Origin of the sequence: Streptomyces sp. F63, assembly GCF_018070345.1 — a bacterium.
Taxonomy (GTDB): Bacteria; Actinomycetota; Actinomycetes; order Streptomycetales; family Streptomycetaceae; genus Streptomyces.
On sequence record NZ_JAGPXX010000001.1, the window covers coordinates 111,117 to 135,399 of the forward strand.

Genomic DNA, 24,283 nt, shown 5'->3' on the forward strand with positions numbered 1-24,283 from the left:
GCCGGTGGGCGAGGCCGAGCTGCGCGGCTGGCTGGACCGCCCGCCGCTGGTCGTGCCATGGATCGACGACCGCCCGCTGTGGCCGCAGCATCCCTACGAGGAACTGTCCGCGCACGACCCGGAGAGCCGGGCGCTGCCGGCCCGGCTGACCGCGTCCGTCAGTTCCTCCGGGCCTCGATGAGAAAGCGCTGTGCGTACGCCACGAACGGACCGTGACGCTCCATGAAGTCGTGGAGTTCAGCCAGCCGCTCGCGATAGGCGTCCACCGTGAAACCCGGGACGGTCCAGATCACCTTGCGCAGGAAGTGGACCACGGCCGCGATGTCGTGGAACTCCATGCGGAGTGCTTCCCGGCGCAGGTCGACCACCTCCAGACCGGCGGCTTCCGCGCAGGCCACGGCCGCCACAGGGGTGGAGCCGGATGTCGTCGTGAGCCGGTCCCGGCCCCGCATCCGCTGAGCGGGAGCCTCCCGCACAGGCTCCGGCGGCCCCATCAGGAACTCTCTCAGCTCCCGTACCGAGCCGGCGCCGACCTGCTGGGAAAAGTACGTGCCGCCCGGACGCAGCACCCGGCGGACCTCGTCCCAGCGGGTCACCACGGGATGCCGGCTGACGACCAGATCGAAGTGGTCCGGAGGGAACGGCAGATCGGCATCGTCGTCCACCTCGACGACGATGCCGTTCAGCTTCGACAGATTGCGCCGTGCGATCTCCGCGTTCGGCGGCCAGGCTTCCGTCGCCGCCAGAACCGGAGGAGCCACAGCCACCGGGACGGACGCCAGCACCTCACCCCCGCCGGTCTGGATGTCGAGCGCGGCCCCGGCCCTCGCCATCCGCGCCGCGAGCAGCCTCGCATAGCCCCAGGACGGGCGCTGTTCGGTCGCGCGTCCCGCGAACCAGGAGAAGTCCCAGCCTTCGGTCGGGACGGCTTCCCCCTCCGCGACGAGATCGTCGAAGCCGGGCATGGGGTAACGATGGCGATGGCCGGCGAGGCCCGCAACCGTTTTCCCGCGGAACCCGGAGGGAACCGGCCGTTCCCCGGCCGTTCCGCTCCCGATGGGCGGAACTCCGGCCAACCGCCCTCCCCGCCCCGGATACGCTCTCCCGCATGGCCACCGACCTCAGCGCGCTGACCCCCGAATACCTCGCCTTCTGGGCCGAGCGGCACCTGTGCACCATCACCACGCTCCGCCCCGACGGCACCCCGCACGTCGTGCCGGTCGGTGTCACCTTCGACGCGGAGCAGGGCATCGCCCGGGTCATCACCCGCAAGACCAGCCGCAAGGTCCGCAACATCCTGGCCGCCGGCCCGGACGGCGCGCGGGTCGCGGTCTGCCAGGTCTCGCGCGGCCGGTGGGCGACGCTGGAGGGCCGCGCGGTGGTCCGTACGGAGCCGGAGGCGGTGGCCGACGCGGTGAACCGTTACGCCGTGCGCTACGAGCGCATGCCCGCCCCGAACCCCGAGCGGGTGCTGGTCGAGATCACGGTGGACCGGGCGATGGGCCACTGCTGAGCCCGGACGGCCCGACGGACAAGGGGAGCTCCACCGGCCGGCCCCACCGCCTTGTCGGTAGCGGTAAAGGGACGTGGCGGCAGTGGCGTGCGTGTCACACTCTGCGGCATGACACATGATCACATCGGTGGGGCGTTGAGCGTCGGTCAGCATGACTCCGAACTCAACGAGCGTTTGTCCCAGGGCCTGGACGAGGTCAACTTCCCGGCCACTGGAACCACTGCCGCCGATCAGGGTTCACTCTCCGTGAAGGCCGTCGACGACGCCGGCGAGCTCATCGGAGGTCTCACCGCTTGGACGTGGGGCGGGCTCCTCGGCATCGAGATGCTGTGGATCCGGGAGAAGAGCCGTCAGGACGGGTGGGGAACAAAGATCCTCATGGCTGCGGAGCAGGAGGCGCGGCGGCGCGGCTGCGACCGCGCCTGCGTGTCGTCCTTCACCTTTCAGGCTCCGGGTTTCTATCAGCGTCACGGATATGTCGAGACCGGCCGGACCTTGGGAATCCCCGGTGGCGCCGAGGATGTCCACATGTTCAAGACACTGGCATAGAGCCTGACGGGGCCTGGTGACCGGGCGTTCTCCTGCTTCGGCCCCCGTTCGTGATGGCCAGCCATTGCTGAGCGACGACCTCGTGGGTGGCCGCGTCCAGTCGGCAGGCGGGCCGGCACGGGCTGCCGCCGGGGCGGTGGATCACCCGGTCGCTGCCGCCGGGCGCACAAGGGCGCCGGCGGCTGAAATCCAGGGGTTGATCTCAACCGCGGTTGAGGTATCAGGCTCTTCGGCATGAAGACCACCACCTCTCACCCGCACCCGGCGCCCGGCGCCCTCGGCCACCCCCAACTGCCCCGTCTGATGGGTCTGATGACCGGTGACGAGAAGCACGGGCCCGCCGCCACCTCCACCCTCGACGTGCTGTGGGTGCTCTACGACCGGGTCCTGAGGGTGGCCCCGGACCGCATGGACGATCCCGGACGGGACCGGTTCCTGCTGTCCAAGGGGCATGGCCCCATGGCCTACTACGCGGTGCTGGCCGCCAAGGGCTTCCTGCCGGCCGGCTGGCTCCCCGACTTCGGCTCCTACGACTCCCCGCTCGGCCACCACCCCGACCGCACCCTGGTCCCCGGCGCCGAGATCGGCAGCGGATCGCTCGGGCACGGGCTGCCGATCGCCGTCGGCACCGCCCTCGGCCTGCGGGCGCAGGGGCTGGACGATCCGGCCGTCTGGGTACTGACCGGCGACGCCGAACTGGACGAGGGCAGCAACCACGAGGCCATCGCCTTCGCCGGCCCCGCCGGGCTGGAGCGGCTGCACACCGTCGTCGTCGACAACTCCTCCGCCTCGCATGCCCGTCCGGGCGGCATCGTCGCCCGCTTCGAGGCGGCGGGCTGGTCCGCCGTCACCGTCGACGGCCGCGACCACGAAGCCCTGTACGCGGCCTTCACGGCCCCGCACCCGGGGCGTCCACACGTCGTCGTGGCGCGCGTCGAGCCCAAACGGGCCTGACAACCCGGCCCGCAGCCCCTCCCAGTGACCCGGAATCCGGAAGGACGTCTTCCCATGGACACCATGCGCGACCGTTTCGCCCCGGTCCTCTCCCGCCTGCTCGACGAGGACCCGCGCGTCGCGGTCGTCCTCGCCGAGATCGGCGCCGACGGCTTCACGGCAGCCCGGCGGCGGCACCCCGACCGCGTGATCAACGTCGGCATCCGCGAGCAACTGCTCATCGGCGCGGGCGCCGGTCTGGCCCTGACGGGCATGCGGCCGGTCCTGCACACCTTCGCCAGCTTCCTTGTCGAAAGGCCATTCGAGCAGGTGAAGCTCGATCTCGGCCACCAGGGCCTCGGCGCGGTCCTGGTCAGCGCCGCCGCCTCCTTCGACTGGCCCGCCGGCGGCTACACCCACATGGCGCCGGGCGACATCTCCCTGCTCGACACGCTCGACGGCTGGACCGTCCACGTGCCCGGCCATCCCGACGAGGCCGAGACCCTGCTGCGGCACGCCGTCGCGGCCGGTGACGACAAGGTCTACGTCCGGCTGTCCGTCCAGTCCAATGCCGACGCCCTGCCCGTCGACGGGGCACGCTTCCGCACCGTCCGCGAAGGCCGCTCCGGCGTCGTGGTCGCCGTCGGGCCGATGCTCGACGCCGTACTCGCCGCCACCGAAGGGCTGGACCTCACCGTTCTGTACGCCACCACCGTGCGCCCCTTCGACGGGCCCGCCCTGCGCCGGGCGACCGGGGCGGCCGGCTCCGATGTCGTCCTCGTCGAGCCGTACCTCGCCGGGACGTCCACAGCCGCCGCGAGTGAAGCCCTCACCGACATCCCGCACCGGGTTCTCGGCCTCGGCGTGGCCCGCCGCGAACTGCGCCGCTACGGCACCCTCCCCGAGCACCTGGCCGCGCACGGCCTCGACCCGCACTCCCTGCGGGAGCGCATCAGCGCGTTCCTGCGGGCGGCTTCCGGCGCGCCGGGCCGCCCTCGGACGTGAGCGTGTCTCGCTCGAACACGGCAGATGCCGCTCACGCCAACTGCGGATGAGTTGTGCGCGGCGGCATGGCCGTGCGCCCGAGGCGGGCTCAGCGGGTGTGTGCGGTGCTCAGTGCTGGCTCACCACGTCAAGATTGATGAACCTCGGCTCGGTGGTGCACAGTTCGCGCAGCCGGTCCGCGAAGGTCTGTGTCTCGGGCAGTGCGTTGTTCTTCATCGCCGCCTCGTAGGACGGAAACTCGACGACGTCCACGTAGTGGTTCGGGTTGTCCCGGTCGTGGGCGTGGAACTCGCGCGACAGGGTGCGCTTCCCCTGGGTCGCCTGCTCCCACTCGTCGAACAGCGGCTCCAGCTCCTGCTCGCGGGTCGTCTCGTACTCGATGATCTGCATAAAGGCCATGAGTTCTCAGCTCCTTGGAGTTCGTGCGAACGGTTCTCCGGCCGGCTCAGCCTCAACCGGAATTGCCCTCAGCCGGACTTGGCGTACTCCGCGGCCATTCCGCCGGCGAAGTCGTACAGGACGACGGGCTCGTCGCCGACGACCCAGGCGTCGTGGCCGGGCGGGCAGACGACGACATCCCCGGGACCTGCCTCGCCCTCGGCGCCGTCGTCCATCCGCATCCGCAGGCGCCCCTGCACCATGTAGGCGTTGTGGTGCACCTGGCAGCTCTCGGTGTCCACCACCGGGCCGACCGACTCCGACCAGCGCCAGCCGGGTTCGAAGGTCGCCACGGCGAAGTCGAGCCCGGTCAGATGCAGGGCTTCGATGTGGCCGCGGGGGAAGTCCCGGCGTTCGTCGGGCTTGTCGACGGTCTTGATCTCCAGTTGCACGGCGATCATCTCCATCCGGGTTGGGTCGATCCGTGCACGGACCCGGTCGGTTGCCGCCGCCACCGGGGCATCGGCTCCGCTGCCGCGGCACGCCGACTGAGCCCCATACACATCCAGTATCGACCCATTTGACCTATTACGCGACTTGGGCCCGGGACGTGACCAAACGACCGGGGTCCGCCGCTCCGATCGAGCGACGGACCCCGGTCACGCGCGTACGCGCCTCCGCGAAGGGGATGTCCGGTTCATGCCGGGCTGACCACCTCAGCCGAAGCGATCGAACTCGCCTTCCTTGATTCCACGCATCAGAGACCGGAGCGATCCGGGTGTGGTCACAACGACCACACCCGGGTCATCGCTCTCGCGCACCTTTATCGCCTCTCTGCCCTCGGCCAGTTCGAGACAGTGATTACCGTCTCCACCTCCGGAGTAGGTGGACTTCTGCCATCCGGTCGGCACGCGCACAGCCATATCGCTCACATCCCGCACCTCGGAGTTGCCGGAGCCGAGCCGACCCGGCGGTCAGTCCAGCCGCTCCCCGGTGATTTCCTCGGTGATCGCGAACCCCTTGGCCGGCCCGTCCGGGATCTCCACCGCCGTGCCGTACGGCACCCGGATCTCGGCCGCGTAGGCGGCCTCCTTCGGGGAGGGGGAGGTCAGGACCGTCACGGTGCCGTGCCCGTCGAAGTCGTCGATCAGCACGTACACCGGAATCCCGGCCCGGGCATAGGCCCTCCGCTTCCGCACCCGGTCCCGCTCGGTGGCGTCCCGCCCGGGCGAGACGACCTCGGCGACGAGCGCGACCCCTTCGGCCGAGACGCCCAGATCGTCGTCACCAGGCACATCGTCCAGATCCTTGGGGCCGATGAAGAGATCCGGAATGAGGGCTTTCTTCTCATGAAGAACGTTGCCGTCCTGGTAAGCCGCGTAGTCGCTACCGGCCAGATGCGGCACGAGCGCGTCTCGCAGACGGTTGGCAACCATGGTGTGGCGGCGGCGGCCGGTGGGAGACACCTCGATGAACCCCTCGACGATCTCGGCATGGAAGCCCTCGGGGAGTTCCAGGGTCTTCCACGCCTGCCACAGAGCCTCGTCGAGATCGACTTCGGCCTCACTTGGCGTCATGGGAGCCTCGGTCCTCTCGCACAGCAGAGCGGTCATAGCGCAGCACCTCCTCCTCAAGTGTGGGCTGAGCGGCCTTGCGGCACAAGCAACACCGTCACGCTACGTACGCGATCCGACGCACGACTCCCGAACGGGTCATCGCCACTCGTCCGGGTGAACCCTCAGCCGAGGCGACCGAACTCGCCGTCCTTGATCCCGCGTATCAGAGCCCGGAGTGACTCTGGCGGAACCGTGACGACCACACCGGGCTCATCGCTTTCGCGGATCTGTATTCGGCCGGCACCCGCAGCCACTTCCAGACACTCGTTGCCTGTGGTGCCGCCGGAGAATGAACTCTTCTGCCACTGGACGCTCTGCATGGTCGATTCCTTCACAAGTCACCCGCGAGGCGGTGGATGAACTGTCGTGTTTCCGATTCCGAGAGGGCCGTCTTCTCCACCCGGTCGAGCACGTCCCGGTAACCGGCGAGCTCCCGTTCGTCATCCACGAAGACACTGCCGTGGACCGTATCGAACTGCGCCGTGTCCAACTGCCGGACAGCCGCTTCCATGTAGTGCATGGAGAATCCCGAGCCCGTGAACCCATCGGTCTCGAAGGGAACGACTCGCACCCGTACACCCGTACACCCGGCCGGTCGGCGACCTCCAGGAGAGCATGCAACTGCTCCCGCGTGATCGCCCGGCTGCCCACGCGAATGCGAAGGGCAGCTTTGCTGCGAACGCTGGCCGACCGCTGGTCGCACTACCCCGTGCGGCCGGACGTCTGCGGCGGTGCCGAGTCCAAGGTCGTCTGGTGCAGGATCAGCCGGTCCGCACCCGGCTGAGCGGGCCAGCGGCCAGTCGGCCGGTGTGTGTCAGACCCCCGTGCTGGACTGTCCGCAGGAGATACGGGGGTCTGCCAACTCCCCTCCCCGGCAGGGTTTCCGCGTGCACCGATCAGTTTTCGGCCGCCCGCCGGTCAACCCCTGCACAGACCACGGAGAGCGGAACGGGAGAAGTCATGAGCGAGACTCGGGCACAGCAGGACGGCGGGGTTCAGGGCGGCGGGGTCCAGGACGGTACGGCGGGCGCGGCGGCCGGGCCGGGGGCGGCGGCGGGCGGGGCGCGGAAGGGGCGCGCCATGGCGATCACGGTGCTGGTGCTCCGGATCGTCTTCGGCCTGTTCTTCGTCTTCGCCAGCGCGCTGCCGAAGCTCATCGCGCACCCCTCGGCCACCGAGGGCTTCGACGAGATCGGCCTTGGTGACTGGTTCATGTACCTGACCGGGATCCTGGAACTGGCGGGCGGGATCGCGCTGTTGATCCCGCTGCTCTCCGGGCTGGCGGCGTTCTCGCTGGTCGCCCTGCTGATCTGCGCGTTCGGGATCACCATGACCGTCTTCGACGGGGAGAACGCCGCCTCGCCGCTGCTCTTCGCGATACCGATCGCGGTCATCGCCTGGCACCAGCGGCACACCGTGCCGGAGCTGTTCGCCCGGCTGCGGAGCGCCCTGGGCCGGTGAGCCCGGGGCCGGGCCGGGTGTCGGGCCCGGTGCCGACCGGGCCGGTGGGCCGGGTGGCTCGGGCCAGGCGGCCGCGAGCGGTACGGGTCGGAGCGGAGCAGCGCGGGTTCAGAGCCGTTTCGCGGGGCGGGCCGGCGGGATCGGGTCGTCGTCCCGCGATACCGGTGCCGTGGGGTCCGCGCCGCGCTTCGCGGCGGCCTTGCCCAGGTGGTGGAGGGCTCCGAGCAGCAGGCCGATGTCGTCCAGGTAGACCGGGTCGGGCAGCAGGTCCACGGGGAAGACGGTGTAGACGATCGCTCCCCAGAACAGCAGCTTGTCGCCGACCGGGGTGTCCTGGCTGCGCAGCATCCGGTAGGTGCGCACGAGCTTCACCGCGAGGACGGCGGCGACGGCCAGCATCGCCAGGCAGAGAATCGCGATCACCGCGAGCACGGGTCCGCCGAGTTGGTCGATCACAGGCTCTTCACCCCCGCATGGGCCCGGAACGCCCCGGGATTCGGACTGTTCCGCCTTGTCCGGATCCTACCCGTGCGGCCCGGTCGCAACTGCGGCTGCGGCGGTGCGACTTCTGCTCGGGCCGATGGCCAGCATGTGCGTACGTCCTCCGGCGGATCCGGCCCGGAAACGCCTCGGGCCCGGGAGCGGGATGCTCTCCGGGCCCGGGACGGTCCGCGGGAAGGAACAGGCGCGCGGGAAGGGCAGGACCGGCGCTGCGGACGCGGCCGGGCCCGCCGCCGGGTAATAACCCGGTCAGCCGGGCGGAACGGTTCACCCCGTCATCACCGGACGGGCCGCGGCCCTACTCGCCCCGCCGCTTCGGGCGCCAGACGACCAGGGCGCTGCTCTGCTGGACGTCCGAGTACGGCACCAGGTCCCGGCGGTACGAGGCGTGCACCGCGGCCTCGCGCTGGCGCATGGCCACGGCCGCGCCCTCGACCGTCTGCTGGAGTTCGGCCACCCGCGACTGGAGCGCCGCGACCTGGTTCTCCAGTTCGATGATGCGTTTGATCCCGGCGAGGTTGATGCCCTCGTCCTGGCTCAACTGCTGCACCTGGCGCAGCAGTTCGATGTCCCGGGCGGAGTAGCGCCGCCCGCGGCCGGCCGTGCGGTCCGGGGACACCAGGCCCAGCCGGTCGTACTGCCGCAGGGTCTGCGGGTGCAGACCGGAGAGCTGGGCGGCGACCGAGATGACGTAGACCGGCGACTCGTCCGTCAGCTGGTACGGGTTCCGGCTGCCGCGGCCGGTGCCCTCGCCGGTGACGCCACCGGAGCCTCCGGGGCCGCCTCCGCCCGCACTCCCGGCTGCGCGCCCGCCTCCTCGGATGTCCATCTCATGCTCCCTTCGCGGCCTGGAACAGCTCCGCCCGCGGGTCCTCGCCCGCGGTGGCCTCGCGATACGCCTCCAGCGCTTCCCGCGCCTTGTCGCTCAGTTCCCCGGGTACGGCCACCTCGATGGTGACCAGCAGGTCGCCGCGGGTGCCGTCCTTGCGCGTGGCGCCCCTGCCCCGGGCGCGCATGGTCCGTCCGTTGGGTGTGCCGGCGGGCAGCTTGAGCGTGACCGCCGGTCCGCCGAGGGTCGGCACCTTGATCTCCCCGCCGAGCGCCGCCTCCGTGAAGGAGACCGGCACCGTCACGGTGAGGTTGTCGCCCTTGCGGCCGAAGACGGGATGCTTGTCGACGTTCACCACCACATACAGATCGCCGTTGGGGCCGCCGCGTTCACCCGGCGCGCCCTTGCCGCGCAGCCGGATCCGCTGGCCGTCGCTGACGCCCGCCGGGATCCGCACCTGCATGGTGCGCGAACTGGTCGCCCGGCCGCTGCCCTTGCAGACCTCGCAGGGGGTCTCGGCGATCAGGCCGCGGCCCTTGCAGTCGGCGCAGGGGTCGGTGAGCGAGAAGCCGCCACCGCCGCCGCGGGAGACCTGCCCGGTACCGACGCAAGTCGGGCAGACCCGGGGCGTACCGTTTTTGTCGCCCGTGCCGGAGCACGCCTTGCAGGCGGCCGAACTGGACATCCGCAGCGGGACGGTGGCCCCGTCGACGGCCTCGGTGAAGCTGAGCGTCACCTCGGACTCGATGTCCTGGCCGCGCCGCGGCTGGGTGCGGGTGCCGGGGCCGGCACCGCCCCGGTTGAAGATCCCGCCGAAGACGTCCCCGAGGCCGCCGCCGAAGCCGCCGGCCCCCGGCGCGCCGGCCCCTCCGCCCTGGGCGCCCCCGAAGAGGTCGCCCAGGTCGAAGTTGAAGCCGGCGGGGCCGCCGCGGCCTCCGGCACCGGGGCGGAAGCCGCCGTTGCCGAAGAGGGCGCGCGCCTCGTCGTACTCCTTGCGGCGCTTGGGGTCGGCGAGGACGTCGTTCGCCTCGGAGACCTCTTTGAAGCGCTCCTCGGCCTTGACGTCGCCCTTGTTGGCGTCCGGGTGGTACTCGCGGGCGAGCTTCCTGTACGCCTTCTTGATCTCCGCCTCGGTCGCGTCCTTCGGGACGCCGAGAACCTTGTAGTAGTCCTTCTCGATGAAGTCCTTCGTGCTCATCCCCGGCGTCCCTCCTTCCGGTCGGTCATGACGTCAGCCCTCGTCCGGGCCACCGTTCTCCTCGTCGGCCGCCCGTGCCCCCTCCTGGCCGCCGTCGCCCTGGGCCTGAGCCTGGGCCTGGGAGGGCTGGGCGCCCGGCTGGGGTTCGGCGACGGCGACCCGCGCGGGGCGGATCGTTCGTTCGCCGACCCGATACCCAGGCTGGAGGATCGACACGCATGTGGTCTCGGTGACGTCCGGGGCGTAGGAGTGCATCAGCGCCTCGTGGATGGTCGGGTCGAAGGGCTCGCCCTCCTTGCCGAACTGCTGCAGCCCCAGCTTGGCCGCCGCCGTCTCCACGGACTCCCCGACGGCCTTGAAGCCGCCGACGAGTTCGCCGTGCTCCCGCGCCCGGCCGATGTCGTCGAGCACGGGCAGCAGTTCGGAGAGGAGGCTCGCCGTGGCGATCTCCTTGACGGTGATCCGGTCCCGCTCCACCCGGCGGCGGTAGTTCTGGTACTCCGCCTGGAGCCGCTGGAGGTCTGCCGTGCGCTCGCCGAGCGCCGTGCGGACCTGGTCCAGCTGGGCCGTCAGGGCGGTGATCCGGTTCGCCTGGTCGTCCGTTCCGGTGTCCCCGGCCCGGCCCGCCGGCCCCGCCTGGCCGGCGGGTCCGGCGGCCTGCGCCGCGTGATCAGGGGTCTGTGCGGCTTCGGCGTCGGCGGGGACGTCGGGCTCCTGCTCGAAGCCCGGGGTCTCCTCCGTCACGCGGCACCGTCCTGTCGCTTGTCGTTCTTGTCGTCGTCCACGATCTCGGCGTCGACGACGTCATCGTCCTTGGCCTCGCCGCCTGCGGCGCCGGCACCGGCCGCCCCGCCCTCGGCCTGGGCGCCCGCGTACATGGCCTGACCCAGCTTCTGGCTGACCGCGGCGACCTTCTCGGTGGCCTCGCGGATGGCGGCGGTGTCCTCGCCCTTCAGCTTCTCCTTGAGGTCCTCCAGGGCCGTCTCGACCTCGGACTTCACATCGCCCGGGACCTTGTCCTCGTTGTCCTTGAGGAACTTCTCGGTCTGGTACGAGAGCTGCTCGGCCTGGTTGCGGGTCTCGGCGGCCTCGCGGCGCTTGTGGTCCTCGTCCGCGTACTGCTCGGCCTCGCGCATCATGCGGTCGATGTCTTCCTTCGGCAGCGCGGAGCCGCCGGTGACCGTCATCCGCTGTTCCTTGCCCGTGCCCAGGTCCTTCGCGGACACGTGCATGATGCCGTTGGCGTCGATGTCGAACGTGACCTCGACCTGCGGGACGCCGCGCGGGGCCGGCGGCAGGCCGGTCAGCTCGAACATCCCCAGCTTCTTGTTGTACGCGGCGATCTCGCGCTCGCCCTGGTAGACCTGGATCTGCACGGACGGCTGGTTGTCCTCGGCCGTGGTGAAGATCTCGGAACGCTTGGTCGGGATCGTCGTGTTGCGCTCGATGAGCTTCGTCATGATGCCGCCCTTGGTCTCGATGCCGAGGGACAGCGGGGTGACGTCCAGCAGGAGGACGTCCTTGACCTCGCCCTTGAGCACACCGGCCTGGAGGGACGCGCCGATGGCGACGACCTCGTCCGGGTTGACGCTCTTGTTGGCCTCCTTGCCACCGGTCAGCTCCTTGACGAGCTCGGCGACGGCGGGCATGCGGGTGGAGCCGCCGACCAGGACCACGTGGTCGATCTCGGACAGCGCGATGCCGGCGTCCTTGATGACGTTGTGGAACGGGTGCTTGCAGCGCTCCAGGAGGTCGGCGGTCAGCTGCTGGAACTGGGCGCGGGTGAGCTTCTCGTCCAGGTGCAGCGGGCCCTCGGCGGAGGCCGTGATGTAGGGCAGGTTGATCGTGGTCTCGGTGGACGAGGACAGCTCGATCTTCGCCTTCTCGGCGGCCTCGCGCAGGCGCTGGAGCGCCATCTTGTCCTTGGAGAGGTCGACTCCGTGGCCGTTCTGGAACTGCTTGACCAGGTACTCGACGACGCGCTGGTCCCAGTCGTCACCACCGAGGTGGTTGTCGCCGTTGGTGGCCTTGACCTCCACCACGCCGTCGCCGATCTCCAGCAGCGAGACGTCGAACGTACCGCCGCCGAGGTCGAAGACGAGGATGGTCTGGTCGTCCTTCTCCAGCCCGTAGGCGAGGGCGGCGGCCGTCGGCTCGTTGACGATGCGCAGGACGTTGAGGCCCGCGATCTCGCCGGCCTCCTTGGTGGCCTGGCGCTCGGAGTCGTTGAAGTAGGCCGGGACGGTGATGACCGCGTCGGCGACCTTCTCGCCCAGGTAGGCCTCGGCGTCCCGCTTCAGCTTCTGCAGGATGAAGGCGCTCATCTGCTGCGGGTTGAAGTCCTTGCCGTCCAGGTGCGTCTTCCAGTCGGTGCCCATGTGGCGCTTGACCGACCGGATGGTCCTGTCGACGTTGGTGACCGCCTGGCGCTTGGCGACCTCGCCGACCAGCACCTCGCCGTTCTTGGCGAAGGCCACGACGGACGGCGTGGTCCTGGCGCCCTCGGCGTTGGTGATGACGGTGGGCTCACCGCCTTCGAGAACACTGACGACGGAGTTCGTCGTGCCCAGGTCGATGCCGACCGCACGTGCCATGGTTGATTCCTCCAGCTGACTTGAGTGGAACTGACTCAAGGGTGCCGGACCCGCTCGGTTCTGTCAAAGGAGCTGAGCCGCCCCGGCTCAAGTCTTGTGCGGGAACCTCTGTCACGCACCGTGAGGACCACCACCGCACAGCCGTCGCGAAGCCCCCACAGGGGCCCATGGAGCCCCCGCCAGGGCCCCGCGGAGGCTCCGCGGCGCACTTCCGCGCCCCCCGTCGCGGCGCCGGGGCGTGCGGAAGAAGGACGGGCGCGGGGCGGGTCCGAGGCAGGCGCGGGGCGGGCGCGGGGCGGGCGCGGGGCGCGCCATGACACCCGCGGCAGCGCCCGCCACGCCGCCCGCGATGACACCCGCACCCCGCGGAGGCCATACTTCCGCCTACCTCGGGAGCCCGCCGGGATGCGCGAGAGGGCGCGACAGGGCGCGGCAGGGGCCGGTGAGCGATACAGATCACCGGCCAGGCGCCTTCAAGCGGTCCTGGATCCTGGGTAATCTCAGGAATACTGATTAAGTTACCGCTTAGTAATTACCGCTCTCGCAGGTTCGAGGAGCCCTTATGCAACTCGCCGCGATCATCGTGTCGCTGGTCCTCACGGCGGTCGGCGTTGCGCTCATCGCCCGTGCCGTCGTGCAGCTCTACCGCTTCGTCAAGATCGGCCAGCAGGTTCCCGCGGGCTCCCGCACCGACCAGCCGAAGCAGCGCACCCTCACCCTGGTCAAGGAGTTCCTCGGCCACACCCGGATGAACCGCTGGGGCATCGTGGGCGTGGCGCACTGGTTCGTGGCCATCGGCTTCCTCACGCTGCCGCCCACCCTGGCGCAGGCCTACGGCCAGCTCTTCACCGCCGACTCGGTGCTGCCGGTCATCGGCGGCTGGCTGCCGTTCGAGATGTACGTCGAGTTCATCGGCCTCGCCACCGTCCTCGGCATCGTCACGCTGATGGCCATCCGGCTGCTGAACCTGCCGGTCCGGGCCGGCCGCAAGTCGCGCTTCGCCGGCTCCAAGGCCTGGCAGGCGTACTTCGTCGAGTACGTCATCCTCACCATCGGCCTGGCGATCCTGGTGCTGCGCGGCCTGGAGGGCGCCCTGCACCACGTCGACGGCTACGAGGCCGCGTACTTCGCCTCGTACCCGCTGGTGCTCGCCTTCGACGGGCTGTCCGTGGCGACGCTGCAGACCCTGGTCTACCTCTTCGCGATGATCAAGATCAGTGTCTCGATGATCTGGATGATCACCGTGGCGCTGAACACCAACATGGGCGTGGCCTGGCACCGCTTCCTGGCCTTCCCCAACATCTGGTTCAAGCGCGAGTCCAGCGGTGACGTGGCCCTCGGCGCCCTGCCCGTGATGGTCTCCGGCGGCAAGCCGATCGACTTCGAGGACCCGGACGAGGACGACCAGTTCGGCGTCTCCCAGGTCGAGCACTTCTCCTGGAAGGGCATCCTCGACTTCGCCACCTGCACCGAGTGCGGCCGCTGCCAGTCGCAGTGCCCCGCCTGGAACACCGGCAAGCCGCTCTCCCCGAAGCTGCTGATCATGTCGCTCCGCGACCACGCCCACGCCAAGGCCCCGTACCTGCTCGCGGGCGGCGGCAAGGACGAGGAGGGCAACGAGAAGGCCACCGAGGAGCAGCTCAAGGACGTCCCAGCCGCCGCGCTCGCCGAGGCCGAGCGGCCGCTGATCGGCACCCTGGAGGAGAACGGCGTCATCGACCCGGACGTCCTCTGGTCCTGCACCACCTGCGGCGCCTGCGTCGAGCAGTGCCCCGTGGACATCGAGCACATCGACCACATCGTCGACATGCGCCGCTACCAGGTCATGATCGAGTCGTCGTTCCCGAGCGAGGCCGGGACGATGCTCAAGAACCTGGAGAAGAAGGGCAACCCCTGGGGCCTGGCCAAGAAGCAGCGGCTGGAGTGGACCAAGGAGGTCGAGGCCGAGACCGGCTTCGCCGTCCCGGTCGTCGGCCGCGACATCGAGGACCTGAGCGAGGTCGAGTACCTCTACTGGGTCGGCTGCGCCGGCGCCCTGGAGGACCGCGCCAAGAAGACCACCAAGGCCTTCGCGGAGCTGCTGCACATGGCGGACGTCAAGTTCGCGATCATGGGCGGCGACGAGAAGTGCACCGGTGACTCGGCCCGCCGCCTCGGCAACGAGTTCCTGTTCCAGCAGCTCGGCCAGGAGAACGTGGCCATGCTGAACATGGCCTTCGGCGAGGACGACGAGGACGAGTCGACGAAACTCGACAAGTCCAAGAAGAAGATCGTCGCCACCTGCCCGCACTGCTTCAACACCATCGCCAACGAGTACCCGCAGCTCGGCGGCGAGTACGAGGTCATCCACCACACCCAGCTGCTCCAGCACCTGGTGGACGAGGGCAAGCTCGTGCCGGTGCACCCGGTCGAGGGCCTGATCACGTACCACGACCCCTGCTACCTGGGCCGGCACAACAAGGTCTACACCCCGCCGCGCGAGATCATCGCCAACGTGCCCGGCCTGCGGAACGAGGAGATGCACCGGCACAAGGAACGCGGCTTCTGCTGCGGCGCCGGCGGTGCCCGGATGTGGATGGAGGAGCGGATCGGCAAGCGCGTCAACAACGAGCGCGTCGACGAAGCCCTCTCCCTCAACCCGGACATCGTCTCCACCGCCTGCCCGTTCTGCCTCGTCATGCTGACCGACTCGGTCAACGGCAAGAAGAACGACGGCAAGGCGAAGGAGGAGCTGAAGGTCGTGGACGTGGCCCAGCTGCTCCTGGAGTCGGTGAAGGCCCCCGCCGGACCGGAGGACGCCCCGGAGACGACGGACGCGCCGGAGCCCGCCCCGGTCGACTGACCACCGACGCCCTCCGCACGGCTCGTAAGGAGGAGCGGACGGCCCGACAGGGCCCTTCACGGAACGACGGCCGGTGGCGCAGCACCTCGCGTGCTGTACCACCGGCCGTCGGCGTTCGCCGCACGGGGGCTCCCGCGGGCTCCGGCCCCCTCCCCCCGGCGCCCTCTCGGCCCCCGCGGGTGCGGGGTGTGCCGTATCTCGTGGTCGAGGCAGTGCGCTCCGCCCCGAGCGTGCTGTACCGGGCGGCGGCGACGTCGGGTACGGGCCGAACCAGCGGGGACGGCCGGCGACGCCCTGCGCCGGCGCCGGGCCCGGCCCGGTCCGCCCGGCCACGTCCGCCCGGTCCGGCCCGCCCGGCACCGGCCAGGTCCACCGTTCCATCAAAGACGGGCGCGCCCCGCACCCCCCGTCACGTACGACTCCTGCCGTACAACCCTCGCGCTCCCGCCACCGTCATATCGGCAGCGGGGAACGACGGGCCCTCCCCGGTCACACCCCCCGCGCCGGCCCGGCCCAGCTCGACAAGGAGCCGCTCAGTGCACAAGAACCGTCCGGCCGCTCTCACGGCGGCATCGTTACTCCTGCTGGCCGCCGCTGGGGTCGCCGGGGCTTCTCCGGCCCACGCGGGTGTTCACGACAGCATCCGCGCGAGTGACCGCAACTGCGACTTCAACGGCGACGGCCGCGACGACGTCCTCGTCGGTGCCCCGGGCGGCACGGTCAACGGCGACGCGGGCGCCGGCTACGTCACCGTCCAATACGGCACCGCAGGAGGGCTCACGACCTCCAACGCCGTGATCCTCCACCAGGACAGCGCGGGAGTCCCGGGCGGGGCGGAACCCGGAGACGCCTTCGGCCAGGCCCTCGCCACCGGAGACCTGGACGGCGACGGCTACGACGACGCCGTGGTGGGCATCCCGCACGAGGCCATCGGCACCACGGCCGAAGCGGGCGGTGCCGTCGTCCTGTGGGGCTCCCCGCAGGGGCTCACCGGCAGCGGCTCGCTGTGGCTGGAGTCCACCTCACCCACCAAGGACCAGACCTTCGGCGCCGGACTCGCCGCGGCCCGCTTCTTCGAGGAGGGCAACGCGGGAGACCTGCTGGCCGTACTGGACCGCGACGGGCTGCAGCTGTACGCGTTCGAAGCCGCCCGGGACTTCTCCATCCGCAGCGAGGGGCGCGACGGAAAGGCCGTGAAGGCCCGCACACCCGTCCTCCGCAACGACGCCGTCCAGGGCCTCGGCCGCTCCGGCCCGTCGGGCTCCGCACGGCTCGCCGCCGCACCCGCCCAGAACATCCGCCCCCGCGCCCTCACCACCGGCGACTACGACGGCAACGGCTGGGCCGACCTCGTCGTCGCGGGCGTGAGCACCGGCGCGGAGCCCGGCCACGGCTGGTCGATGTACTTCGCGGGCGGCCAGGACGCCCTGGCGTACCAGCGCGAGCTGCGCGGCGGCCCCGCCGCGGCCTCCGGCGACATCGACGGCGACGGTCTCGACGACCTCGTCACCGGCGAACCGAGCAGCCCCGACGACGGCGGCGACACGCTCACCGGCGGCCTCGTCGGCGTCTACTACGGCAGTGCGTCCGGCCCGGCCGGGCAGGGCGGCGCCACCGACCCGGAGACCCCGCCGCAGTGGTGGACCCAGGACTCCCCGGGCGTGCCCGGCGTGGCCGAACAGGGCGACGGCTGGGGCTCGGACCTCTCCGTCGCGGACACCGACGGAGACGGCTACGCGGACGTGGCGATCGGCGCCCCCGGCGAGGACATCGGCACGCTCGCGGACGCGGGCGCCGTGTGGGTGCTCCGCGGCGCGGCCGGCGGGCTGACCGCCACCGGCGTGCGGGACGTCAACCAGGACACCGCGAACGTGCCCGGCGCCCCGGAGACCTCCGACCGCTTCGGCGGCCAGGTCCGCCTCGCCGACCCCGACGGTGACGGCCGCCACCTGCTGCTGGCGGCGGCCCCGGGTGAGAACACCGACGACGGTGTGGTGTGGGTGCTCCCGTCGAACAGCGGCGGAGTGACCACCACCGGATCCTGGACGTACGGGGCGGGCTCCGTCTCGGCACCACCCGCGAACGCGCGCTACGGAGCGGCCGTCGACGAGTGACACGACAGCACGGGCGCTCCGCCGCGGCCCGGCCGCCCTCCGGGGAGGCCGGGCCGCGGCACGCCACCGTCCCCCGCCCGACGGCCCCGCGCGGAGCGCACGCGACGCCCGCGCACGAGATGGTGCATCCCCCCGTGGAAGCACCGCCCCGCCGCCGACTCGAAGGGAGTCTGCCAGCCGCCACTGACACTCCCCCCGCCCGCGCCCCGACGCGTCCCTTCCGGGCCACCGGAGAGACACCGGATCCTCCGGAACGGCACGCGGCATGCGGCACGCGGGCTCACGGCGCGGCACGCGACCCGCGGCACACCGCGCACGGACCACCGGGCGTCCGCCCCTGAGACCCCGACAGGTGTCAACTCCCCCGCCGCAACGCCCCGATGCCGGCGCCTCCTGCGGGACGGCGGACCGCCCGTATCACCATCACCCCTTCCCGCCTGGGGTTTTCCCCACCGGGTCCCCCTAAGGGATGTCACAGGTAGGCAGCAATGCGGGGCCATTGGGGCCGTGCGCACACCTCGCCCCCGCCGACCAGGTACGTTCGAATGGTGGCTGGATTCAGGATGGGACGCGGCCGGGACTCCCGCTCCGCGCAGCAGCAGGCCCCGCAGTACCGACAAGGGCAGCGGCAGCAGCCGTACGGACCGCCGTACGGCGGTCAGCCCGCGCCCCCGCCCGCACCCCACGCCCCGCACCAGCAGTGGCCGGGACACGGCGGCGGCCAGGGCGCCCAGGGAGAGGGACCGGAGTACTTCGGCGGCCACGATCCGCACTACGGGCCGGGCCCGGCCGCCAGCGGCGCCCCCGGGCGGGCGGCGCACGGCCACGACCCGTACGCCAACAACCCGGGCCACACCCAGGCGTTCTCCCTCGGCGACGCCCCGGACGCGTACGGCCCCGGCCCGGCCCACGGCGACGGCTACGACCCGTACGGCGGACAACCCGCCCCGCCCGCCGGCCCGCGGCTGCACTGGAAGCAGCTGCTGAGCGGCATCGTGTTCCGCCCCGGTGCCACCTTCTGGCAGATGCGCGACTACCCGGTGTGGGGCCCCGCGCTCACCGTCACCTTCCTCTACGGCATGCTCGCCGTCTTCGGCTTCGCGGATGCCCGCGAGGACGTGCTGAACGCCACCCTCTCCAACAGCATTCCGTGGGTCATCAGCAGTGGCATCGCGATCGTCATCAGTGCGCTGATCCTGGGAGCCGTCACCCACACCCTCGCCCGCCAGCTCGGCGGCAACGGCTCCTGGCAGCCGACCGTGGGCCTCTCCATGCTGATCATGACGATCACGGATGCCCCGCGGCTCGTCCTCGCGATGTTCATGAGCGGCGACAACACCGTGGTGCAGGTGGTGGGATGGCTGACCTGGCTGGCGGCCGGCGCGCTCTTCACCTCGATGGTGAGCAAGTCGCACGACCTGCCGTGGCCGAAGGCCCTGGGCGCGTCGGCGATCCAGCTGGCGGCGCTGCTGGCCCTGCTGAAACTGGGAACGTTCTAGGCCTGGGCAGACCGCCACGGGGACGGCGGCGCGCGCCGCCGTCCGCACCGCGGAAGCGAACGGGGAGGGGCCCCGCCCGGTACGGCCGGGCGGGGCCCCTCCTCACCTCCTCACCTCCACGCCTCCTCGTCGGCCGGGTGATTCCGGCCGGGCGAGCGAGACTCCCTCAGACCTGCGTCCGGTGGAAGCGGAGATACGAGCGGGAGGGGGTCGGTCCGCGCTGGCCCTGGTAACGGGAGCCGTAGCGCTCGGAACCGTAGGGGTGCTCCGCCGGCGAGGCGAGCTTGAACATGCAGAGCTGCCCGATCTTCATCCCGGGCCACAGCTTGATGGGAAGCGTGGCCATATTGGACAGTTCGAGCGTCACATGGCCGGAGAAACCGGGATCGATGAAACCGGCCGTGGAGTGGGTCAGCAGCCCGAGCCGGCCGAGGCTGGACTTGCCCTCCAGCCGGGAGGCGAGATCGTCCGGCAGCGTAATGACCTCGTAGGTCGAGGCGAGCACGAACTCGCCCGGGTGCAGGATGAACGCCTCGTCCCCCTCCGGCTCGACGAGCCGCGTCAGATCGGGCTGTTCCACGGCGGGGTCGATGTGGGGGTACCGGTGGTTCTCGAACACCCGGAAGTAGCGGTCCAGCCGCACGTCAATGCTCGACGGCTGGACCATGGCGGGATCGTAGGGATCGATCCGCACCCGCCCCGCGTCGATCTCGGCCCGGATGTCCTTGTCGGAGAGCAGCACGGACCGAAGATTACGCGGCCGGTGCGGGCCCGGCCCAATCGCCCCGGGCCCGCCGCCGCGCTCTCCGCTCGCCGCGGGCTCACGCTCCGCTCAACGGCCGCCCGGGGACAGCCGGAAGAGCGGAGCCGCCCGCTCCCGCTAGCGCTTCCCCCGCCCCACCGGCACCGAGTGCCGCAGCCGGGCGCAGCGCGGACACCGCAGCAGCCGGCCGGGTCCGAGCCTGCCACTGCCGAGGTTCTGCATCGGGAACGAAGCGGTGCTGAAAACGTGCCCTTCGGCACAGCGGACGACGGTGTGCTGCATCGAGTCCTTTTCCCCAATCCCCATCAAGCGTGGACGGACGAAGGCCACATTAGGGGATGGACCCGACGCCACCGGAGGCGGCTCTCCGCCCCACCGTATGCCCCAACTCCCCTGCCCCATAACAACTCCCGCCCCCCACCCTCCACGCCCTCGCGGCCCCGTCCGCCCGGACCCCGGCCCGCCCCGGACAGCCGGACCCACCCGTGCCCAAACAACGCAAAAGACCCCACGGCTCGTACGCCGGGGGTCACGATGGGGTACAGTATGCGACGGTGAAGCGCCTCCAACGGCTCTTCCCCGCGGGTGTAGTTTAATGGTAGAACATGAGCTTCCCAAGCTCAGAGCGCGGGTTCGATTCCCGTCACCCGCTCCACGACGAAGGCCCAGGTCACAGACCCGGGCCTTGTTTGTTGTCCGCACCTTCCGGCGCCGCTCTAAGCGTCTCGTGCCAGATCCGTGCCAGAAGGGCCGTCGCCGGACCGCTCACGCGCCGTACTGTCGCGCTGATCACGCACCATCCGGTCCAGCCCGGCGGCGACCTCCCGTTGCCGTTCGAGGTCGGAGTGCTGGTAGATCAGCGCCGCCCGCTCCGAGGACTGGCCGGCCCGGACCATGGTGTCCTTGAGGGTGGCACCGGACCGGGTGGTCAGGGTGTGCCCGGTGTGCCGGAGGTCGTAGAACCGGAAGTCGTCCGGCAGCCCGACGGCGGCCCGTGCCCGGCGCCACTTCCGCCCGAAGGTGGAGCGTCGGAACGGCTTGCCCTTCTCCCCCACGAAGAGGAGCCCGTCCGGGCCCTTCTCGGCGTACCAGTCGAGATGCCGCCGCAGCTCGATGTGGAGGAACGGCGGCAGCACGACGCACCGCTTCCCGGCCTCCGACTTGGTCGGCCCTTCCGCCCGCTTCCCGGTGGTGAGCTCCGGGGCGGCCTTGCGGACGCGGACGGTCAGGGTGTCCAGGCCGACGTCCCGGCGCCGCAGCTCGGCCTGTTCCTCCGGGCGGAGCGGCCCGTACGCGCCGAGGTAGACCATCAGCCGCCAGCGCGGCCCGATGGCGGAGGCGAGCGCGTCCACCTGGTCCACGGTGGCGATGGGCCGCTCGGTGGCCACTTCCTTCCCGGCCCCGCGGATACGGCAGGGGTTCCGGCGGATCAACTCGTCCTCGGCGGCCGTCTCCAGGATGGCTTTGAGCAGCCGGTAGCTCTTGGCGACCGTGGTCTCGGCCGCGGTGGCGTCGAGCCGTTCCGAGCGCCAGCTCCGCACGCGCGGCGGGGTGATCTGGTCCAGGTCGAGGGCGCCGAAGGTGGGAAGGATGTGCAGCCGGAGGAGTCGCCGGTATAGCTCCTCGGTCGTGGCCGACAGCCGCCGTTCCCTGACCCAGCGCAGGGCGTACTCCTCGAACGCCACCGCTCCCGCGTCCGGGTCCGCCCAATCACCGCGCCGGATCTCGGTCCGCTTCTCGGCAAGCCAGTCGTCAGCGTCGCGGGCCGTCTCGAAGGTGACGGGCGCCGGCCGCATCACGCCGTCCGGCCCCGGATAGCGGGCTTGGTAGCGCCCGGAGGGCAGTTTCCGCACGGCGCCAAAGGTGCGCCGCTTCCCTTTGCGGTTGGCCATCAGGCGGCCCTCCCGTACGGAGACCGGCGCCGACGCCGCCGCACCGGCCGTACGGTGTTGGCGTCGATGAAGGCCGCCAACTCGGATTCGGGGATGCGTACATGGCGGCCGACCTTGACGAAGGCCACGCGCCGCTCGGCGACCAGGCGGCGCGGGAAGCGCTCCGTCGTGCCCAGCCGCTCGGCGACCTCGGGCACGGACAGCAGGCGGTCAGTCATGAGTCGGTTCTCCTTCCGTGCCGGGGGCGGGTGCGAGCGAGGCGGACAGCCACTCTTCGCCGGGGGTGAGGCCGGTACCGGCGAAGACCCAGTGGGCGAGGACGTAGGTGGTCTCCTCGTCCTGGCTGTCGTCGGCTGGCCGTCGGTCGTCGGACAGGGCGGCGAGGGCCTGTGCGCGGCGCCATTCGGCGCGGGTGTCGCGGAGGGCGCCGAGGGTGGTGGAGTAGCGGCGGGTCTTGGTGGAGAAGTGGCCGCGGAAGCCGAGCATGTGGGCCCAGGCCCGCAGCCGGAGGTGTTCCAGGTCCTTGCGGGCGCCGAGCTCCCAGGCGGTGCGGATCATGCGCCGGGCGTGGTCGGTGATCCGGGCCTGTGCCAGCTCGGCGAGGAACCGGAGCGGGCGGTCCAGGGTGCCAGTAGCCGTCTCGGCGCCCTTGGTGGCGTACTTGGCGATGTAGGCGGCCACAGCCCGTTCGGTCAACTCGGCGGTGCCGTCGCAGGCAGCCGAGCGGATCGGGCGGATGTCGAGCTGGCGGCCGAAGGCGAAGGTGTGCGCCCGGCCGTCGAGGACGGGGCCCGCCACGGTCGCCCGCGCGGCGGCGGAACGGATCGCGTCGGTCAGCAGCTCGGCGGTGGCCCAGGCCGGGGGCGCGGTGTGGCCGCCGTCCGGGCCGTCGAGGCGGATGACGGCGTGGAAGTGGACCGCGCCGCGCTTCTGGTACTCGGCGACCTTGGCGAAGGAGACCCGGGCGGCGTGCCTGAAGGTCCGCTGAGTGAGCCCTGCCCGCTTGGCGATCTCACGGCGCAGGTAGATGGCGAAGCGCCGCCAGAGGGCTCCTGCGTGGGCGTTCCAGAGCACCGCGGCTTCGTAGTCGTACGTCTCCGGGTCCAACGGCGTGCCGAGCACGTCGTCGTCCTGGTCGTGGAGGACGCCGCAGCGACAGGGACGGACGGTGCCGCGCCGGTCGGTCGGGCGGTTGTGGACCGGGCCGAAGCCGGGGGCGGTGAACGTGGCGAACACCCGGGGGTGCGAGGTGACCGTCTCGGGATTGCCCTTGCCGCCGCGCAGTCCGGCCGTGATCAGGTGGAAGGTGTCCCGGCGGTAGACCTCGGCACAGGCCGCACAGCGGGTCGCCCGGCGGTTGTTGCAGCGGACCAGGAGGTGACCGGCCGGGAGCCGGGCCGAGTCGAGGTGGTGCAGGACGCGGCCGATCTCGCCCGTGCGCGGGTCGAGTTCGTGTTCCGTGCGGTGGCCGTCGAGGCGGATCGGGCGCGTGCAGCCGCCCAGGCCCTGGAGCTGCCGGGCGAGAGCGGGCAGGCTGCCCAGCGAGGCGAGCGCCCCCAGCTCCTTCAGCGGGGGCGGTGTGTGAGCGGTAAGAATGGGCGTGTCCTTTCGACTGCTGTCGGAGGGTGTGGGCCCGCCGGGGCGGCGGATGCTTGGCGGTATCGAGGCCGCCCCGGCGGGCCGTCAGCGCCGGTTGGCGCCGTTGAGCAGGGAGCGCAGCACCAGGGCCGCGATGGAGACGGCGACCGCCGTGACGGCGACGGTGGCCAGGAGCGCGGTAAGCACCACGCCGACGACGAGCACGGCGGCGATGGCTCCCGCGCCGATGCCGACGAACGGGGCGACCGGTCGGCCGGCCGAGGGCGCCGGGGCGTGCGTGCAGGAGCAGGCCGCCGGAGCGTCGTGCCGTTGTCCAGTGGTGGTCGCCGAGGTGATGACGTGCGGCACGGGCGGCGGGTCGGGCAGTCGCGGTTGGAGCAGCACGGCGGTTGTCCTCTCAGTCGTTGGTGCCGTTGACGACCTCGACCCCGGTGCGCGTACCGGATTCGATGGCCGGGGCCAGGAAGGTCTGGGAGAGCCAGAAGCCGAAGAGGGCGATCACGAGGGCGACCCAGAGGCGGACGCCGAGGAACTTGATCGCGGCCCAGGCGATGACGCCCAGGACGAAGACGAGCGGCAGGGAGACGGTCACGGCCGGTCCTTTCAGCGGCGGGAACAGCGGTGGGTGCGGGCCGCCAGCTCGGCGGCGGCGCGGCTGTCGTAGTCGGTGGAGAAGCCGCAACGCGGGGCCGTACAGGCGGCGGTGTGCTTCTCGCGGCCTCGGCCGTCGTAGTAGGTGGCGACGCGGACGGGGCCGATCCGGACGACGCGGCGGAAGCGCGGCTGCGCGGGCATCAGCGGTTCTCCTTCTCTGCGGTGAAGCGGGCGGTGTGGTCGATCAGCCAGCGGCGGATCTCTGCGCCTTCCTGCTGGTCGGCGGCGAGGATCACCGGCTCGGCGACGAGCAGGGCCTCTGTGAAGCGGTTCTGTCGGGTCAGTTCGGCCGCGCGCCGGAGGGCGCGGAGGGTGGACGGGCGCAAGGAACGGGCTCCTCGTG

Annotated in this window: 29 protein-coding genes and 1 tRNA gene; 10 read left to right on the forward strand and 20 right to left on the reverse strand. The window is 71.3% G+C overall.

Translation table 11 applies throughout. The annotated features are described in order from the left end of the window. Nucleotides 1-4: 4 nt before the first annotated feature. On the forward strand, nucleotides 5-181 hold the full coding sequence (locus KBZ10_RS00475; RefSeq protein ID WP_210985428.1) for a hypothetical protein: 177 nt from the start codon (nucleotides 5-7) through the stop codon (nucleotides 179-181). On the opposite strand, the gene KBZ10_RS00480 is transcribed toward KBZ10_RS00475, so the two are convergent. Next, nucleotides 159-965 carry a methyltransferase domain-containing protein gene (locus KBZ10_RS00480; protein ID WP_210985429.1) on the reverse strand — a complete coding sequence of 269 codons (807 nt, stop codon included), beginning with the start codon at nucleotides 963-965 and terminating at the stop codon, nucleotides 159-161. The genes KBZ10_RS00475 and KBZ10_RS00480 overlap by 23 nt on opposite strands. Before the next feature lie 143 nt (nucleotides 966-1,108). Here KBZ10_RS00480 and KBZ10_RS00485 point away from each other — a divergent pair, with 143 nt between their 5' ends. The 4 genes from KBZ10_RS00485 to KBZ10_RS00500 all read left to right on the forward strand — a co-directional run bounded on the left by KBZ10_RS00485 (nucleotide 1,109) and on the right by KBZ10_RS00500 (nucleotide 4,000). Continuing rightward, on the forward strand, nucleotides 1,109-1,513 hold the full coding sequence (locus KBZ10_RS00485) for a pyridoxamine 5'-phosphate oxidase family protein (protein WP_210985430.1): 405 nt from the start codon (nucleotides 1,109-1,111) through the stop codon (nucleotides 1,511-1,513). Between the two features lie 108 nt (nucleotides 1,514-1,621). Next, nucleotides 1,622-2,062, forward strand: coding sequence for a GNAT family N-acetyltransferase (locus KBZ10_RS00490; protein WP_210985431.1), 441 nt, complete (start codon nucleotides 1,622-1,624; stop codon nucleotides 2,060-2,062). 234 nt (nucleotides 2,063-2,296) lie between these two features. Beyond that, nucleotides 2,297-3,016, forward strand: coding sequence for a transketolase (locus KBZ10_RS00495; RefSeq protein ID WP_210985432.1), 720 nt, complete (start codon nucleotides 2,297-2,299; stop codon nucleotides 3,014-3,016). Between the two features lie 54 nt (nucleotides 3,017-3,070). Beyond that, on the forward strand, nucleotides 3,071-4,000 hold the full coding sequence (locus KBZ10_RS00500) for a transketolase family protein (RefSeq protein ID WP_210985433.1): 930 nt from the start codon (nucleotides 3,071-3,073) through the stop codon (nucleotides 3,998-4,000). Nucleotides 4,001-4,108: 108 nt separating this feature from the next. Here KBZ10_RS00500 and KBZ10_RS00505 read toward each other — a convergent pair whose 3' ends face one another. The 6 genes from KBZ10_RS00505 to KBZ10_RS30425 all read right to left on the reverse strand — a co-directional run bounded on the left by KBZ10_RS00505 (nucleotide 4,109) and on the right by KBZ10_RS30425 (nucleotide 6,565). Beyond that, entirely contained in the window at nucleotides 4,109-4,399 is a 291-nt protein-coding gene (locus tag KBZ10_RS00505; RefSeq protein WP_210985434.1) for a hypothetical protein, read from the reverse strand. A gap of 68 nt (nucleotides 4,400-4,467) precedes the next feature. After that, on the reverse strand, nucleotides 4,468-4,839 hold the full coding sequence (locus KBZ10_RS00510) for a cupin domain-containing protein (protein ID WP_374223289.1): 372 nt from the start codon (nucleotides 4,837-4,839) through the stop codon (nucleotides 4,468-4,470). 255 nt (nucleotides 4,840-5,094) lie between these two features. After that, nucleotides 5,095-5,301, reverse strand: a complete 207-nt coding sequence (locus KBZ10_RS00515; RefSeq protein WP_210985733.1) for a DUF397 domain-containing protein — start codon at nucleotides 5,299-5,301, stop codon at nucleotides 5,095-5,097. A gap of 51 nt (nucleotides 5,302-5,352) precedes the next feature. Then, the gene (locus KBZ10_RS00520) at nucleotides 5,353-5,991 is read right to left on the reverse strand and encodes a Uma2 family endonuclease (protein ID WP_210985436.1); all 639 of its coding nucleotides are present in this window, start codon (nucleotides 5,989-5,991) and stop codon (nucleotides 5,353-5,355) included. 125 nt (nucleotides 5,992-6,116) lie between these two features. Next, the gene (locus tag KBZ10_RS00525; RefSeq protein ID WP_210985437.1) at nucleotides 6,117-6,314 is read right to left on the reverse strand and encodes a DUF397 domain-containing protein; all 198 of its coding nucleotides are present in this window, start codon (nucleotides 6,312-6,314) and stop codon (nucleotides 6,117-6,119) included. A gap of 11 nt (nucleotides 6,315-6,325) precedes the next feature. Then, complete coding sequence (locus KBZ10_RS30425; RefSeq protein ID WP_374223284.1) at nucleotides 6,326-6,565, reverse strand: Scr1 family TA system antitoxin-like transcriptional regulator; 240 nt, start codon at nucleotides 6,563-6,565, stop codon at nucleotides 6,326-6,328. 389 nt (nucleotides 6,566-6,954) lie between these two features. Between KBZ10_RS30425 and KBZ10_RS00535 the strand changes: the two genes are divergently transcribed. Then, nucleotides 6,955-7,455, forward strand: coding sequence for a DoxX family protein (locus KBZ10_RS00535; RefSeq protein ID WP_210985439.1), 501 nt, complete (start codon nucleotides 6,955-6,957; stop codon nucleotides 7,453-7,455). Nucleotides 7,456-7,563: 108 nt separating this feature from the next. Here the strand turns inward: KBZ10_RS00535 and KBZ10_RS00540 are convergent, their stop codons facing one another. The 5 genes from KBZ10_RS00540 to dnaK all read right to left on the reverse strand — a co-directional run bounded on the left by KBZ10_RS00540 (nucleotide 7,564) and on the right by dnaK (nucleotide 12,577). Further along, a complete protein-coding gene (locus KBZ10_RS00540; protein ID WP_307847094.1) occupies nucleotides 7,564-7,911 on the reverse strand; it encodes a DUF1232 domain-containing protein in 348 nt (115 codons plus the stop codon). 343 nt (nucleotides 7,912-8,254) lie between these two features. Further along, nucleotides 8,255-8,785: a heat shock protein transcriptional repressor HspR gene (locus tag KBZ10_RS00545; protein WP_247701596.1), complete on the reverse strand. Its 531-nt coding sequence runs from the start codon at nucleotides 8,783-8,785 to the stop codon at nucleotides 8,255-8,257. 1 nt (nucleotide 8,786) lies between these two features. Continuing rightward, entirely contained in the window at nucleotides 8,787-9,983 is a 1,197-nt protein-coding gene (gene dnaJ, locus KBZ10_RS00550) for a molecular chaperone DnaJ (protein ID WP_210985440.1), read from the reverse strand. Between the two features lie 33 nt (nucleotides 9,984-10,016). Continuing rightward, complete coding sequence (gene grpE, locus KBZ10_RS00555; protein WP_210985441.1) at nucleotides 10,017-10,727, reverse strand: nucleotide exchange factor GrpE; 711 nt, start codon at nucleotides 10,725-10,727, stop codon at nucleotides 10,017-10,019. Next, nucleotides 10,724-12,577: a molecular chaperone DnaK gene (dnaK, locus tag KBZ10_RS00560; protein WP_210985442.1), complete on the reverse strand. Its 1,854-nt coding sequence runs from the start codon at nucleotides 12,575-12,577 to the stop codon at nucleotides 10,724-10,726. Before dnaK ends, grpE begins: the two co-directional genes overlap by 4 nt. Nucleotides 12,578-13,139: 562 nt before the next feature. On the opposite strand from dnaK, the gene KBZ10_RS00565 reads away from it, so the two are divergent. The 3 genes from KBZ10_RS00565 to KBZ10_RS00575 all read left to right on the forward strand — a co-directional run bounded on the left by KBZ10_RS00565 (nucleotide 13,140) and on the right by KBZ10_RS00575 (nucleotide 19,032). Further along, nucleotides 13,140-15,419: a (Fe-S)-binding protein gene (locus tag KBZ10_RS00565; protein ID WP_210985443.1), complete on the forward strand. Its 2,280-nt coding sequence runs from the start codon at nucleotides 13,140-13,142 to the stop codon at nucleotides 15,417-15,419. A 536-nt stretch (nucleotides 15,420-15,955) separates the two neighbouring features. Beyond that, nucleotides 15,956-17,533 (forward strand): FG-GAP-like repeat-containing protein, encoded by a 1,578-nt coding sequence (locus KBZ10_RS00570; RefSeq protein WP_210985444.1) that lies wholly within the window; start codon nucleotides 15,956-15,958, stop codon nucleotides 17,531-17,533. Between the two features lie 548 nt (nucleotides 17,534-18,081). Continuing rightward, the gene (locus tag KBZ10_RS00575; protein WP_307847096.1) at nucleotides 18,082-19,032 is read left to right on the forward strand and encodes a Yip1 family protein; all 951 of its coding nucleotides are present in this window, start codon (nucleotides 18,082-18,084) and stop codon (nucleotides 19,030-19,032) included. A 166-nt stretch (nucleotides 19,033-19,198) separates the two neighbouring features. On the opposite strand, the gene dcd is transcribed toward KBZ10_RS00575, so the two are convergent. Continuing rightward, nucleotides 19,199-19,774: a dCTP deaminase gene (gene dcd / locus KBZ10_RS00580; protein WP_210985446.1), complete on the reverse strand. Its 576-nt coding sequence runs from the start codon at nucleotides 19,772-19,774 to the stop codon at nucleotides 19,199-19,201. Nucleotides 19,775-20,376: 602 nt separating this feature from the next. On the opposite strand from dcd, the gene KBZ10_RS00585 reads away from it, so the two are divergent. Beyond that, nucleotides 20,377-20,450: transfer RNA gene (locus KBZ10_RS00585), tRNA-Gly, on the forward strand. A 61-nt stretch (nucleotides 20,451-20,511) separates the two neighbouring features. Here KBZ10_RS00585 and KBZ10_RS00590 read toward each other — a convergent pair. The 7 genes from KBZ10_RS00590 to KBZ10_RS00620 all read right to left on the reverse strand — a co-directional run bounded on the left by KBZ10_RS00590 (nucleotide 20,512) and on the right by KBZ10_RS00620 (nucleotide 24,266). After that, a complete protein-coding gene (locus KBZ10_RS00590; RefSeq protein WP_210985447.1) occupies nucleotides 20,512-21,687 on the reverse strand; it encodes a site-specific integrase in 1,176 nt (391 codons plus the stop codon). After that, nucleotides 21,687-21,905 (reverse strand): excisionase family DNA-binding protein, encoded by a 219-nt coding sequence (locus KBZ10_RS00595; protein ID WP_210985448.1) that lies wholly within the window; start codon nucleotides 21,903-21,905, stop codon nucleotides 21,687-21,689. Before KBZ10_RS00595 ends, KBZ10_RS00590 begins: the two co-directional genes overlap by 1 nt. After that, nucleotides 21,898-23,220 (reverse strand): replication initiator, encoded by a 1,323-nt coding sequence (locus tag KBZ10_RS00600; RefSeq protein WP_210985736.1) that lies wholly within the window; start codon nucleotides 23,218-23,220, stop codon nucleotides 21,898-21,900. The genes KBZ10_RS00595 and KBZ10_RS00600 overlap by 8 nt, the downstream gene beginning before the upstream one ends. 150 nt (nucleotides 23,221-23,370) lie before the next feature. Next, nucleotides 23,371-23,667: a SpdD protein gene (locus KBZ10_RS00605; RefSeq protein WP_210985737.1), complete on the reverse strand. Its 297-nt coding sequence runs from the start codon at nucleotides 23,665-23,667 to the stop codon at nucleotides 23,371-23,373. Between the two features lie 16 nt (nucleotides 23,668-23,683). Continuing rightward, nucleotides 23,684-23,878: a hypothetical protein gene (locus tag KBZ10_RS00610; protein WP_210985449.1), complete on the reverse strand. Its 195-nt coding sequence runs from the start codon at nucleotides 23,876-23,878 to the stop codon at nucleotides 23,684-23,686. Between the two features lie 11 nt (nucleotides 23,879-23,889). Then, nucleotides 23,890-24,081, reverse strand: a complete 192-nt coding sequence (locus KBZ10_RS00615) for a mobile element transfer protein (protein ID WP_210985450.1) — start codon at nucleotides 24,079-24,081, stop codon at nucleotides 23,890-23,892. Continuing rightward, nucleotides 24,081-24,266 carry a hypothetical protein gene (locus tag KBZ10_RS00620; protein ID WP_210985451.1) on the reverse strand — a complete coding sequence of 62 codons (186 nt, stop codon included), beginning with the start codon at nucleotides 24,264-24,266 and terminating at the stop codon, nucleotides 24,081-24,083. The genes KBZ10_RS00615 and KBZ10_RS00620 overlap by 1 nt, the downstream gene beginning before the upstream one ends. Between the last annotated feature and the right edge of the window lie 17 nt (nucleotides 24,267-24,283).

What these genes read in the sequence shown, in the direction of transcription:
- KBZ10_RS00480 (WP_210985429.1), bottom strand. Translation starts at nt 965, where the DNA reads ATGCCCGGCTTCGACGATCTCGTCGCGGAGGGGGAAGCCGTCCCGACC.
- KBZ10_RS00485 (WP_210985430.1), top strand. Translation starts at nt 1,109, where the DNA reads ATGGCCACCGACCTCAGCGCGCTGACCCCCGAATACCTCGCCTTCTGG.
- KBZ10_RS00490 (WP_210985431.1), top strand. Translation starts at nt 1,622, where the DNA reads ATGACACATGATCACATCGGTGGGGCGTTGAGCGTCGGTCAGCATGAC.
- KBZ10_RS00495 (WP_210985432.1), top strand. Translation starts at nt 2,297, where the DNA reads ATGAAGACCACCACCTCTCACCCGCACCCGGCGCCCGGCGCCCTCGGC.
- KBZ10_RS00500 (WP_210985433.1), top strand. Translation starts at nt 3,071, where the DNA reads ATGGACACCATGCGCGACCGTTTCGCCCCGGTCCTCTCCCGCCTGCTC.
- KBZ10_RS00505 (WP_210985434.1), bottom strand. Translation starts at nt 4,399, where the DNA reads ATGGCCTTTATGCAGATCATCGAGTACGAGACGACCCGCGAGCAGGAG.
- KBZ10_RS00510 (WP_374223289.1), bottom strand. Translation starts at nt 4,839, where the DNA reads ATGATCGCCGTGCAACTGGAGATCAAGACCGTCGACAAGCCCGACGAA.
- KBZ10_RS00515 (WP_210985733.1), bottom strand. Translation starts at nt 5,301, where the DNA reads ATGGCTGTGCGCGTGCCGACCGGATGGCAGAAGTCCACCTACTCCGGA.
- KBZ10_RS00520 (WP_210985436.1), bottom strand. Translation starts at nt 5,991, where the DNA reads ATGACCGCTCTGCTGTGCGAGAGGACCGAGGCTCCCATGACGCCAAGT.
- KBZ10_RS00525 (WP_210985437.1), bottom strand. Translation starts at nt 6,314, where the DNA reads ATGCAGAGCGTCCAGTGGCAGAAGAGTTCATTCTCCGGCGGCACCACA.
- KBZ10_RS00535 (WP_210985439.1), top strand. Translation starts at nt 6,955, where the DNA reads ATGAGCGAGACTCGGGCACAGCAGGACGGCGGGGTTCAGGGCGGCGGG.
- KBZ10_RS00545 (WP_247701596.1), bottom strand. Translation starts at nt 8,785, where the DNA reads ATGGACATCCGAGGAGGCGGGCGCGCAGCCGGGAGTGCGGGCGGAGGC.
- dnaJ (WP_210985440.1), bottom strand. Translation starts at nt 9,983, where the DNA reads ATGAGCACGAAGGACTTCATCGAGAAGGACTACTACAAGGTTCTCGGC.
- dnaK (WP_210985442.1), bottom strand. Translation starts at nt 12,577, where the DNA reads ATGGCACGTGCGGTCGGCATCGACCTGGGCACGACGAACTCCGTCGTC.
- KBZ10_RS00565 (WP_210985443.1), top strand. Translation starts at nt 13,140, where the DNA reads ATGCAACTCGCCGCGATCATCGTGTCGCTGGTCCTCACGGCGGTCGGC.
- KBZ10_RS00590 (WP_210985447.1), bottom strand. Translation starts at nt 21,687, where the DNA reads ATGGCCAACCGCAAAGGGAAGCGGCGCACCTTTGGCGCCGTGCGGAAA.
- KBZ10_RS00595 (WP_210985448.1), bottom strand. Translation starts at nt 21,905, where the DNA reads ATGACTGACCGCCTGCTGTCCGTGCCCGAGGTCGCCGAGCGGCTGGGC.
- KBZ10_RS00615 (WP_210985450.1), bottom strand. Translation starts at nt 24,081, where the DNA reads ATGCCCGCGCAGCCGCGCTTCCGCCGCGTCGTCCGGATCGGCCCCGTC.